Origin of the sequence: Cyclobacterium sp. (genome assembly GCF_014762705.1) — a bacterium.
GTDB lineage: Bacteria > Bacteroidota > Bacteroidia > Cytophagales > Cyclobacteriaceae > Cyclobacterium.
This window is the reverse complement of the sequence record NZ_JABURL010000069.1, coordinates 1-12,849: the sequence shown is the minus strand read 5'-3', so window position 1 is coordinate 12,849 and position 12,849 is coordinate 1. Positions and strand designations below refer to the sequence as shown.

Here is a 12,849-nt window from a genome sequence, read left to right as displayed (position 1 = left end):
AGGGAGAGTCTGAAGCAATTCCTGAATCATCTGGGTATACAATGGCCTCCCATCCACCAACTCCAACTGCAGACGCAAAAGTCAAAATGCAGAGAATTACCAGGGTAAGCAAAGCAAAACCAAAGCCTTTCAAAATGTTTTTCTGTGGATTTATCGTTTCTTCTGCCACATTGGCTACCCCTTCTATGGCCAGAAAAAACCAGATGGCAAATGGAATCGCAGCAACGATTCCGGCATAGCCCTGATGAAAGCCTTGTATTTGCAAGTTTTCAAACTTGAATTCAGGCAGCGTTACGCCTGCAAAAAACAACAATCCCAAAACAGCCACAATGGTAATGAAAAGTTCAAATGTCGCAGCTACCTCTAAACCAACCACATTTAAACCGGTAAAAATCAGGTAAGCCGCTATCCCTATGTATAAAATATTCCATTCCGGAAAAAAAATCCCGAAATATGCCCCGATGGCGGAAGCTATGGCCGGGGGAGCAAAAATAAATTCTATATTTTGGGACATGCCGGCCAGAAACCCCAAATGCTTTCCCAATCCCCTCTCAGCATAAGAAAACGCCCCTCCTGCTTTTGGAATGGCACAGGCCATTTCCGTATAGCTGAAGGTAAAGGTGATATACATGATGATGATAAAAAAAATGGCAATTGCAGCTCCCCATGTACCTCCTTCAGCAAGTCCCAGATTCCATCCAAAATAATTCCCTGAAATGACATATCCCACTCCCAACCCCCACAACATAAATGGTCCTAAAGTCTTTTTTAATTGGCTGTCCTGGACGGGGCTGGTATGATTCATGCTAATTTTACTTTTAATTGATAAAAGAGACTATTCCAATAGAAATGAAAGTGCTATTAGAAGAAAATATTTGTGATCAACTGATCTCACCAAAAATAGAAATTTATTTGATTTAAATTTATCGCTTGATCAATTAAGCTTAAAATAAAATCTCCCAGACGCATAATTTCTAAGAAATTGAATAAGTAACCCTTATGTAACACCGCAAAATTAAATATAATGAAAAAAGTATCCGTAATTGGTGCAGGAACCATGGGCAGTGGTATTGCCCACACTTTTGCTCAGCAAGGATTTGAGGTGCAACTGATTGATAAGGAGCAGGAACCACTGAAAAATGCCATCGAATCCATAGAAATGAACCTGAAAAGGCAACAGGAAAAAGGTCTTATTGAACCTCAAAAAGTTAAAGAAACAATTAAAAACATTCAACCGGAAAGTAATTTAAAAAAAGGGGTTGAGACTGCAGACCTGGTAGTAGAAGCCGTAATTGAAAATTTTGATACCAAGGCGAAGATCTTTCAGCAATTGGATGAATTTTGCCCCAAAACATGTATCCTGTCCAGCAATACCTCTTCTATTTCCATAGGCAAACTTGCTGCTTTTACCAAAAGACAGGATAAGGTCATCGGGATGCATTTTATGAATCCCGTACCGGTAATGAAACTCGTAGAAGTCATACCGGGAATCAATACTTCCCGGGAGACAGTAAAGGCTATTTTGAAAGTGACAGCATCTCTGGGCAAAAGCCCGGTGTTGGTTAAGGATTACCCGGGTTTTATCGCAAACAGGATTTTGATGCCCATGATCAATGAGGCCATTTTCAGCCTACATGAAGGAATGGCCGGCGTGGAGGAAATAGACCAGGTCATGCATTTGGGCATGGCCCACCCCATGGGGCCTTTAGAACTTGCAGATTTCATAGGTTTGGATGTATGTTTGGCTATTCTTAAAGTCCTTCAGGAGGGTATGGGATCCAACAAATATGCACCTTGTCCCCTTTTGGTTAACCTGGTGAATGCAGGATACCTTGGAAAGAAAAGCGGAGCAGGTTTTTACGCATATCAATCAGGAACAAAGCAAAAGCAGGTCGCAAATTATTTCAATAACCATTAAGTCTTACAAATCATGCACATCGCCGTATCAGGAAACATAGGTAGTGGAAAAACCACCTTGGTGAAAAAATTAGCAGTACATTATGGCTGGCAGGCTGAGTTTGAATCCGTGGAAGAAAATCCGTACCTGGTAGATTTTTATGATAACATGCGCAAATGGTCGTTTCATTTGCAGGTACATTTCCTTCACAGCCGATTCAATCAGGTAAGGAGAATTCAAAAAAGTCCAAATTCAACCATTCAGGACAGAACCATCTACGAAGATGCCCATATTTTTGCTGCAAACCTCCATGAGACCAAATTAATATCCAGCAGGGATTATAATAACTATCTTGAATTGTATCATTCTATGGAAATGTTTGTCAGTCCCCCCGACTTACTGATTTACCTGAAAGCAGATATCCCAAAGTTGGTAGATCAAATAGAGAAAAGAGGCAGGCAATATGAAAAAACCATCCAAATCTCCTATCTGAAAAGTTTAAATGACCACTATCAAAACTGGATATCTGGTTACAACCAAGGAAAACTATTGGTGATCGATGTAAACGAAATGAATTTTGTGGAAAATAGAGGGCATTTTTCTGAGATCGTAGGCAAAATAGACCGTGAACTTTTTGGGCTGTTTCCCTGATCAGGACATCTTCCTAAGCAACCAGGTACCTATGGTTTTTAGCAAATCGGGACCCGGATGCAGCAAAAGCTTATCAATTCTTTGAAGCTGACCTCCAATCATCAGGTTTTCATAGGCGGGAATCCTCAGCAATCTGTAGCCATGCAAGCGTGAAATCAGGTCATATTGTAAGTCATTGTAAGCATTTAACTTCCAACCCGATGCGCCGTTTCCTGATAAATCACCGGCTTCCTCAGCAGGCCCAAAGCAGTTTGAAGCTAAGGGAGGCCCTTTCCACACCCTATCCTGTAAACCGGAAAGCAGACATTCCCTTTCATGAGCCCGGCACATTCTCAAATACCCCGCATGCCAGGGGAAATTAAAGACCTGGTAAAGCGATGACTTTAAAGTGGCTAACCTATACCGATTAAAATGTTTGGCATCGTCATAGAGCAATACATTTTTTCCTACCTTTATTGGAATTTTTAAATTTTTTAAAGTAGGCATGGCTCCCTTCCCATTGAGATCACCAAATGCTTCAAAAAGTAATTTCTCCTCTTTTCCGGTTAAGAGTGATTCATTAACAGGCAATTTAAAATCAAGTTCACAGGGAACTTCCAGCATATCAAGTGACTGAATGATTTGAGAAACTTTTTGTTGGTGCATAAAGAATTAGATCATTGAAAAACAAAAATTGTACAGGACTAGGGCTGGTTTTGCTCAATTCTTTCCTTCAAATTAGGTTTTGATCCTGGAAAGGTAGTTTTGGAAGACATATCTAATCCAATTAAAAGCATGGCCAGTAAAAACAGCATGCCAAAAACAAGGAATATCCACTTATTTCTATTCATTTTCAGAACGACTAACATTTACTCAAAATTAACCACAGTCATTTTAAATAGTTCCTTATTGTAAACATATTTTCGTACGAATAAAAGGCCAATAATGTCTTTATTATCAATTTACTACGCTATTTCTGTTCATTTTTAAGAAATTATGAGTAAATTTAATATTTATTTATTTTCAGTTTACATCCTTTGGGCCTTATTATTGCGTTAAATTGCAGTAGGAATTAAACAATGAATTTCTCAAAACATCACCTGTTAGTTTAGACTTCACCTTTTATGTATAAACAGATCAAACCGGATATGATCTATCATTATTTTGATCAGGACATTGAACTGATTTACGAAATAATTGAATTGGTAATTGATTTAAACATACAGGATCTAAAGAATTTAATGCCTTTGTATGATCTGGGTGAAATTGAAGCCATCAAACAAAAATTTCATAAGTCCAAGCCAGTTTTTGGCTTTTTGGGTGCTTCGGGTATTAATGGATTAATAGAAACCATCGAATTAGACATCAGGGGTCAATTTCCGATATATTATGATGAGCTGTTGCTAATTCTGCATGAGTTGGAGGACGACCTCCATTCTTTTTTAAAAAAAATAAATCAGTAAATCCTTTTTCAAATTTTAAGTGAGAAAATAAGGTTATTTTGAAAATATATAGCTTGATTTTCATAATTTAGGCCTGATTTCCACCCAAAGTATCCTTTTGAAAAAATCATTGTGGGATAAAGCTTTTTCCCGCGGTTCAACCACCACCACTAACTTATAAAAATGAAAAATTATTTCTGTAAAGAAAATCGCTGCATTTTACTTTTCCTATTGGTCTTAGGATTTTCCTGTCAACCTAAAGAAAAAGCCATTGGGCTTCTGGCCGAAAATGCCATTGTAGTATCTGCTCACCCGCTGGCTTCCAAGGTAGGTAAGGATATCATACAGGAAGGCGGAAATGCCGTCGATGCGGCCATTGCGGTACAAATGGCATTGGCGGTAGTTTATCCACAGGCAGGAAACATTGGCGGGGGCGGATTTATGGTGATCCGTGAATCAGATGGTCAATACCATTCCCTGGATTACAGGGAAAAGGCTCCTTTGGCCGCCAGCAGGGACATGTATATTGATGAAAAAGGCGACGCCTTACCTGAAAAAAGCCAAAATGGTCATTTGGCTTCAGGTGTTCCGGGTTCTGTGGATGGAATGGTGAAAGCACATGAAAAATTAGGTTCAATGGAATGGGCAAAATTGATCAATCCTGCCATCAGACTGGCTGAAGAAGGTTTTGAACTCAGTGAAAATGAAGCTGCCTATTTTACAAGAGCTTCAGAAAATCTGAAAAAGTATTCCTCCGTGGATCCTATTCAATTTACTGGTAAATCCTGGAAAGCAGGAGATGTATTTAAACAGGTGCAATTGGCCAATACCCTAAAACTTATCAGAGACAAAGGAAGAGCCGGGTTTTACAGCGGAGAAGTCGCAGATTACATCGTCGCTGAAATGGAAAGAGGCGGTGGAATCATCAGTCTGGAAGATTTGGAAAAATATGAAAGTACCTGGAGGGAGCCATTGACGGGAAGTTATAAAGATTTTAATATTATTACCATGGGACCTCCCAGCAGTGGCGGGTTGATTATATTGCAAATGCTGGGCATCATGGAAAACTATCAGGTTTCCAATCAGGGTGAATCCTATGCTGAATACCTGCATTTGAAGACTGAAATGGAAAGAAGAATTTTTGCGGACAGGGCGGCTTTTATGGCCGATTCGGATTTTTATCCCGTACCTGTGGATGAACTTTTGGATGACAGCTACCTTTCGCAAAGGTTTAGTAATTTTGATCCTCAAAAAGCTACGCCTTCGGACCTGATCATGGAAGGCAAAATATTATCCATGAGTGAAGAAACCACTCATTTTTCCATTGTGGACAAAGAAGGAAATGCGGTTTCCTGCACGACAACACTCAATGGTGGAATGGGATCCAAAGTCATGGTAGATGGAGCCGGTTTTCTACTCAACAATGAGATGGATGATTTTTCCATCAAACCAGGTTTCCCCAATATGTTTGGTGTTTTGGGCGGTGAGGCCAATAAAATTGAGCCGGAAAAGAGAATGTTAAGCTCCATGACACCTACAATCATTGAAAAAAACAACGAATTATTTATGGTGGTAGGCACTCCGGGGGGATCCACCATCCCCACTTCAGTCTTTCAGGTAGTTGTGAATGTTATTGAATTTGGTATGGGAATGCAGGAAGCCATCAATGAAAAACGGTTTCACAGTCAGTGGAAACCCGATCAAATCAGCTTTGAAAAGGATTTTGAAAGGGAAAATATTCTGGAAACCCTTCGCGAAAAGGGACACGAACTGAGCGAAAGAAATGGCATTGGAAGGGTAGATGCCATATTGGTGTTGGAGGACGGAATTCTGGAAGGTGGCGCGGATCCCAGGGGCATGGATGCTGCTTCAGGCTATTAACAAAGCAGCGAAGATGGGTATGGCAATGAGGGATAGCACCATAGATAATAGTATCAAAAGAGCAGACGCTCTTTCATTGGATTGAAATAAACTTGCAAAGACCGTCACATTGGCTGCAATCGGAAATAATGATACCATGCCCAGCATTTGACGGTCTTTGTTTTCCATAACATCAAAACAAAAATATTCTAACCCTAACAGGACTGCAATAATAACTATTGCACTGATCATTCGGATTCCCAGGATCCAGGAAATGGTTTTCCATTCAAATGATTTTATGGATACTTCTTTCAAATTAAACCCTATGATCAGCATACCAGCAGCTGAGACCAGGTTTCCGGTTACATCTGCCGGGAAATCCAAATAGTCGGGATTTGATGCACCAATCATCTTTAAGCCAATGGCCAAAGCAAAGGCATAGATGAAGGGCGTTTTTAAAACTTTGAAAAAAGCTTCAGCCCTCCCAAATTTTGGTCTGGCTACCTGATAGAATCCAATCAGGTCTCCATATAAAGCTGTCCCCACATAAATACAGATCAGGCTGCTTATGCTTTCCGGACCATAAATTGCTGCGAAGGTAGGAATACCGAAAAATGCCACATTAAAAAATGAGAAAGAACTTTTGATCAGGTATTCATTTTCTCCAAATTTTCGGTAGGTAAAAATAGCAGGAATTACCATCAGTGAAGCCAACAAAAAAGCTATACCCGATAGAAAAATTAATGTCTCCGAATCGGCATTCAAGATGTGATAAATCACCAAAAATGGCATCAAAAAATAGATCAGTGGATAAGTAAGCCAATTCTTATTGATCTCAAATTTCTTTATTCCCAAATAGCCGATCAGCAGGCATAGCAGAAAAGGAAACAAGGATTTGTAAAGCTCAATCGTTATTTCCATCCAAAATTCTAAATAAAATTTCCTGAGTGAGGTTTCTTACGGTTTTCACATTAAACCAAACGGCATTAACGTCCATCAGCATCCCATTAACCAAATGGCCAACGGCAAAGATACCATTGCCTCCTGCGGGCGATAATAACTGCATGGTCCTGGGATTGACCACAGCGCCCCCTACAGGATGACTTTTGATTAATTTTTTTTCCAGCAAATGGCTTATCAGGGGATTTTCCATCTGATTCAGCGCACCTGGACTACCGGTGGCATTGATCAACAACCCAACCTCGTAAACAGCATCATCTGCCGTTTTCAACACAAAGCCAGCCTTCCCCTCTATTTGATCCAAATTTTCAAAAAAGGGCACTACTTTTAACTGCCCTTCGTCAAATGCCTGCTTCAATTTATAGGCATTGTGCAGCGGCATACCGTGTCGGTTAATGGCCCAATGAGGTCCAAACCATTTCTTGAACTTTGTTTTTTCGTTTACTGAGAGTGCATCCCAAATGGCTGATGCTTCGTAGCGGAGGGAATATGCCAAATTAACCACAGGGTCCTCACCATTTTCCGCCCACTCAATATCCCTTTCCAATAGCTGATATGCGGGTACCCCTATCCTGTTTAGAGAATCTGCGCCTACAGGATTTCCGGTTATTGCCTCCAATTCCTGTATAAACCAACGAAACAGGAGCTTAACGGGAATGGGCTGCGTCCTTTCTCTTTTCCAGCGATTGAGATTTGATAAGGTGAGGTACTTTCTTTCTATATTTTTGTTTTCTACCGGTTGTACTTTTGGCATCAGGCCATCCGGCGAAAATAAGTAAATCTGTCCGGCAAAATCGTTGTCCAGCAAGGTAATTACCGTATCGATAGCACTCAGACTACAACCAAGTATACCAATTTCTGCATGTTCCTTGTGTTTGCGTAAAATTCTCTCTGATGGCCAAGGGAAATCTATGTATTGCTCATTTGAACGGAGCTCCCTGAATTTGTTTGGCTTGGGGGTTCCTACTGCCAGGATTACTTTATCGACCGGACAGGCAGTTTTGCCTTCATTGGTGCTTATATGGTACTTGCCGGCTTCCAGATCGATTTTTTCTACCCTTTGCTGGTATTGTATTACCTTCAAACCCAATTTTTCGGCATTACTGAGATACAGCTCCATCTGTTCGCGCAGGTAGGCCCCATAAAAATTCCTTGAAGTATACCTTTCTTCGAGATCGCCCTCCCCTTTAACGGCCTGGTTTGCTTTGCCTCCTTTATCTTGCAGCCACTGTGTAAAATGATCCGGCTCCTCCGGAAAAATCCCCATCAATTCTGCCTGGGTATTTAGAATATGCCCCGGCTGATCAGTACCAAATGCCAGCCCTTTTCCAAAAGTCTTATCTTCCTCAAACCAGTGTATGGTGAAAGCTGCGGGCTTACCGGATAATCCTATCTGATGAAAAAGGTCTACAAAAACAGCGACCCCACAGGCTCCGCCACCCACAATTGCTATATGGTTCATTAATTGCGTTTTAACTAATTTATTCAGCAGTAAATATAAAAAAACCGTGAAAATATTCACGGTTTAACTTTACTTACATCAGCTCTTCTCTTTCCCAATGTCTGTGTTTGGAAAGCGACTTCAGGAAACCGTCAATGGAGGTATCGATAAATAATTCTGAAGAACTTTTCGCTTGACCTTTGCAGCAGGGCAATCCAAGTTCATCTATAAATGCCGATGCATCCGAGAGGATCAGTATTGGTTTGCAATGATTAAAGGTGTCGGTGACAAATTCCTTCGCTTTTCCTTTAGACAACAATGCAGTTCCATTTTTATCTCCTCCGGCTATTACCAGAGCATCAAAAAGTACCGCATCCGAGTTAAACAGGGTGGCTGCAATCTCAACCTCTTCACCCGAATCGGGCTTAAGCATTCCGAGCCCGGTAGAAACAACCTGAAGCTTTGCACCGGCTTTTTCCAGTTTTTGGTTCAAATCACCCATTTGCTTGCCATCGTGTTTCCCCAGTGTCAAAAACGCTATTTTCCTTGTTTTTGTCGCATTCCTGAGGTTTTTAATGATGCTTAGCGCATCATCCGACTGTGTTTTTGGCTCTTTCACAATAGGAGTATAATGGTCTTTGTCAGCATCGGCTGGTTTTCCTTCATTAACGGGCTCAGCAGGTTTCTTTGGGACAGCTACGCCAAGGGCCTCCGCTACCGATTTGGCCATATCCATATTGATATTGGTCAATTGATTTACCATATTTTCTCTGATATGAGGCCTGGAAACTTTCGATAGCTCAAATTGCAGGGCATTGATAATGTGCTGCTGCTCGGTTTTGGTCTGGCTGTTAAAGAAAAGTTTTGCCTGACTAAAGTGGTCCATAAATGATTTGCTGCGGTTGCGGATCCTGTGTCCATCTTCCCGCTCTTCATGACTTTGAAACGCACCATCCTTCATCATGGCTTGGAATGGACATCCATCTGCAATGGTATTCGGATGATAACTAGACACCCCTTCGTTGATCTGCTGCCGCATGTGGCCGTCTCTCTGGTTGTTCCTTACTGGATTGATGGATCTATTGATTGGGATTTCATGAAAGTTAGGACTTCCCAGCCTGCTGAGTTGGGTATCGGTATAACTGAACAACCTGCCTTGCAAGAGGGGATCATTGGTAAAATCGATTCCCGGCACCAGGTGTCCGGGGTGGAAAGCCACCTGCTCGGTCTCCGCAAAAAAGTTGGACGGGTTACGGTTCAGTGTCATGGTACCCACGAGCTGCACAGGCACCTCAGACTCAGGAATCAATTTTGTGGCATCCAGCAAGTCGAAGTCAAAATTGTGTTCATCTTTTTCGGGAACCAACTGCACACCCAAATCCCACTCCGGAAAATTGCCTTCCTCAATGGCATTCCAGAGGTCTTTTTTGTGAAAATCACTGTCCTTTCCTGAGATTTTTTGTGCCTCATCCCAAACCACCGAATGCATCCCCAACTTTGGTTTCCAGTGAAACTTGACAAATGTAGACTCATTATTATCGTTGATAAACCTGAAGGTATGGACTCCAAAGCCCTCCATCATGCGTAAACTGCGTGGAATGGCACGATCACTCATGGCCCACATGATCATGTGCATGGATTCAGGCATCAATGAAATAAAATCCCAGAAAGTATCGTGTGCAGATGCCGCCTGTGGCACTTCATTATGAGGTTCCGGTTTGACGGCATGCACCAGATCGGGGAATTTCATGGCATCCTGTATAAAAAAAACGGGCATATTATTCCCCACCAGATCATAGTTCCCCTCTCCTGTGTAAAATTTCACCGCAAATCCCCGTACATCTCTGGCCAGATCAGTACTGCCTTTGGATCCTGCTACAGTGGAAAATCGGGTGAAGACCGGCGTCTCCTTTCCCACCTCGGTGAATATTTTTGCTTTGGTATATTTATTCAGTGAAGTATGCAGTTTAAATACTCCGTGAGCACCTGACCCTCTGGCATGAACGATCCGTTCAGGAATACGCTCATGATCAAAGTGGGTGATTTTCTCTCTTAATATAAAATCCTCCAATAAAGATGGGCCTCTTTCTCCCGCTTTAAGGCTATTTTGATCATCATTGATTTTAAGCCCCTGATCAGTGGTCATGGCCTTCTTTTCACTTTTTAGCGTATTTTTTGCCAAATCTTCAAGTTTTGGATTGTGCTGGTCTTTAGGGTTTTTCATTAGGAATTTGGTTTAAGTTTATTAAAACATAATAGAGGTAAAAAAACTGCCTTTTAAACATTGGTACAGATAGCCCTAGGTTTATTTCGGCAGGAACAACAAACATACTGAAGCCAATTTCCCTTATGCATTGGAATCGCAGGAAAATGAAATTGGAATGTCATAAAAAATTGACAAACTCCCTGCCAAATTTTAATTTTATATTAAAAAAATAACTTTTTATACCAGCAAACATGCGTTTCTTATTCCCTTTTCGATCTAATACTTGAATTAGTTTTCCAATAATTTCATAAGCAACTTTTCGCTGGCTGTCAGCGCATAAGGGGATTTGCTCTCTTTGATCGGGTTTTTTACTGGAATTTCTTTTGCTTCAATCTTTTGCAAAAGTACAGGATGCACATAATAGCCACTGCAAATGGTTGGCGTGTTGCCCAGTTCATCAGCCACCAAACGTACGAGAGTGGATTCCAACTTTTTCCTGGGTGATTGTGCTACGACCCGAACAGCTTCCGGAAAAAGTTCAATGGCCAAACGACTGCCTACCCATGTCCGAAAATCTTTACTTGAAAAGCCATCACCGATAAATGTTGCGAGGTATTCGTTCACATCATCACTGTCTAGCGACCGGCTCTTTCCCTGCTCATCCAAATACCTGAAAATTTCATAGCCTGGTAATTCAGCGACTTTTTTGATATACCTTCTAAGCGATTTATCCTCAATAGTGACTTCCCTGACCTGATTGCTTTTACCCTTGTATTGAAACTTCAAAATTCCGCCATCCTGCACCAAATGTTTTCTCCGGAGTGTGGTAAGGCCATAAGTCTGGTTGCTTATTTCATATTGCTTAGTACCTATTCTTATTCCTGTTTCATCAAGGATTTCTGCCATCAATGCGATAACTTTACTTTTCTTCCAGGATTTTTTTCTCAGGTCTTTTGCTACTTGTTTCCGAAGTTTGGGCAGTTGCAGACCAAATTCCTGCATACGTGCAAATTTTTCTTCCTGCCTTTGCCGTTCCCATTCTGAATGGTAAATGTATTGTTTTCTTCCCTTAAGATCCCTCCCGGTGGCCTGGATATGCCCGTCCTCATATTTACATATGCATACCTCTGTCCACATGGGGGGAATGACAAGGTTTTTGATCCGCCTGATTTGCTTTGGGTGGGTAATTTTTTCACCATTACCGTTCAAATAAATATATCCATTGCCCTTTTTTTTTCGCTGTAGACAAAGGGAATCCTCGTCGATGTGCTTAACTTTATAATCCATTTTAACTAATTCCATACCCAATAAAGCGCACTGCTTTTTTCAGGTAAATACCCAGACATCTCTAAACCCAATTCCCTTCCCTAAATTCTCGCAATTGTTGTCAATGGCGGCCTTTTAAGGATTTTAAAATGGCTTTGTACAAAATCGGTGCCAGCAAAATGAACATACGTGCTGACTGTAACCAATATATTGTTAAATTCGGACCTTGTAAAACCCCCTATTGATGAAAAAAACAACCGGTAACGTCAGTTTAAAAAACGTATTCAAAACCATTATCTGGCCCAGAAGAAAGTATGTTTTTATTGGTCTTGTTTTGATCATCATCAGCAGACTTTCAGGCTTGGTGCTACCTTATGCCAGTAAATACCTCGTGGATGAAGTAATCCCTTCCAATGATTTTGACTTGTTAAAATGGTTATTGCTGGCCGTGGGTATAGCAGTGACCTTACAGGCCGTAACCTCCTATGCGCTCACTCAGATTTTGAGTGTTGAAGCCCAGAACCTAATTGCTAAACTCAGGTCACAGGTACAGGCGCATATTGTTCGTCTGCCTATCCGTTTTTTTGACAATGCCAAAACAGGTGAACTGGTTTCCAGGGTGATGACGGATGTGGAAGGAGTTAGAAACCTGGTGGGAACAGGCCTGGCACAAATGGTAGGTGGTGTTTTGACCTCGATCATCAGCCTGGTACTTTTGATTTATATCAGCCCCACTATGACGCTATACGTATTGGTACCAGTGGCTATTTTCGGTTTTATTTCTTTGAAAGCTTTTGGTAGAATCAGACCTATTTTTCGCGAAAGGGGTAAAATCAATGCAGAAGTTACCGGAAGGCTTACCGAAACCCTGGGTGGTATCCGTGTCATCAAGGGCTTTAATGCAGAAAAGCAGGAAACCAGGATTTTCGAAGCGGGAGTTCACCGGCTTTTTCTCAATGTAAAAAGCAGCCTTACGGCAACAAGTTTTGTTACCAGCGCAGCCACCTTTTTACTGGGACTGGCATCTGCCGGCATCATGGGTATTGGTGGCTACATGATCATGGAAGAACAATTGACCTTTGGGGATTTTCTGGCGTTCACGCTGCTATTGGGTTTTATGATTGCTCCTATCCTTCAAATGAGTAAT

General features: G+C 41.3%; 11 protein-coding genes. 5 read left to right on the top strand and 6 right to left on the bottom strand.

Annotation, left to right across the window (positions count from 1 at the left end; all coding sequences use genetic code 11):
* Window positions 1–805 (bottom strand): amino acid permease (locus HUJ21_RS12990; protein WP_291370457.1); only part of this gene is annotated, 805 nt, incomplete at its 3' end.
* A gap of 219 nt (window positions 806–1,024) precedes the next feature.
* Here HUJ21_RS12990 and HUJ21_RS12985 point away from each other — a divergent pair.
* Entirely contained in the window at window positions 1,025–1,918 is an 894-nt protein-coding gene (locus tag HUJ21_RS12985; protein WP_291370455.1) for a 3-hydroxyacyl-CoA dehydrogenase NAD-binding domain-containing protein, read from the top strand.
* Window positions 1,919–1,930: 12 nt separating this feature from the next.
* Window positions 1,931–2,548, top strand: coding sequence for a deoxynucleoside kinase (locus HUJ21_RS12980; protein WP_291370453.1), 618 nt, complete (start codon window positions 1,931–1,933; stop codon window positions 2,546–2,548).
* Here HUJ21_RS12980 and HUJ21_RS12975 read toward each other — a convergent pair whose 3' ends face one another.
* Window positions 2,549–3,193 carry a hypothetical protein gene (locus tag HUJ21_RS12975; RefSeq protein WP_291370451.1) on the bottom strand — a complete coding sequence of 215 codons (645 nt, stop codon included), beginning with the start codon at window positions 3,191–3,193 and terminating at the stop codon, window positions 2,549–2,551.
* 458 nt (window positions 3,194–3,651) lie between these two features.
* Between HUJ21_RS12975 and HUJ21_RS12970 the strand changes: the two genes are divergently transcribed.
* Both HUJ21_RS12970 and ggt read left to right on the top strand, forming a co-directional pair.
* Entirely contained in the window at window positions 3,652–3,990 is a 339-nt protein-coding gene (locus tag HUJ21_RS12970; RefSeq protein WP_291370449.1) for an Hpt domain-containing protein, read from the top strand.
* Window positions 3,991–4,152: 162 nt separating this feature from the next.
* A complete protein-coding gene (gene ggt, locus HUJ21_RS12965; protein ID WP_291370447.1) occupies window positions 4,153–5,850 on the top strand; it encodes a gamma-glutamyltransferase in 1,698 nt (565 codons plus the stop codon).
* Here the strand turns inward: ggt and HUJ21_RS12960 are convergent.
* From HUJ21_RS12960 to HUJ21_RS12945, 4 genes are all read right to left on the bottom strand, one after another.
* Window positions 5,839–6,750, bottom strand: a complete 912-nt coding sequence (locus HUJ21_RS12960; protein WP_291370446.1) for a hypothetical protein — start codon at window positions 6,748–6,750, stop codon at window positions 5,839–5,841. The two genes, ggt and HUJ21_RS12960, sit on opposite strands and share 12 nt — an antisense overlap.
* Complete coding sequence (locus HUJ21_RS12955; protein ID WP_291370444.1) at window positions 6,734–8,251, bottom strand: FAD/NAD(P)-binding protein; 1,518 nt, start codon at window positions 8,249–8,251, stop codon at window positions 6,734–6,736. Before HUJ21_RS12955 ends, HUJ21_RS12960 begins: the two co-directional genes overlap by 17 nt.
* 73 nt (window positions 8,252–8,324) lie before the next feature.
* A complete protein-coding gene (locus HUJ21_RS12950) occupies window positions 8,325–10,454 on the bottom strand; it encodes a catalase (protein WP_291370442.1) in 2,130 nt (709 codons plus the stop codon).
* A gap of 270 nt (window positions 10,455–10,724) precedes the next feature.
* On the bottom strand, window positions 10,725–11,723 hold the full coding sequence (locus HUJ21_RS12945; RefSeq protein WP_291370440.1) for a DNA topoisomerase IB: 999 nt from the start codon (window positions 11,721–11,723) through the stop codon (window positions 10,725–10,727).
* Between the two features lie 223 nt (window positions 11,724–11,946).
* Between HUJ21_RS12945 and HUJ21_RS12940 the strand changes: the two genes are divergently transcribed.
* Window positions 11,947–12,849, top strand: a 903-nt coding sequence (locus tag HUJ21_RS12940; protein WP_291370438.1) for an ABC transporter ATP-binding protein, incomplete at its 3' end; no start/stop codon positions are given.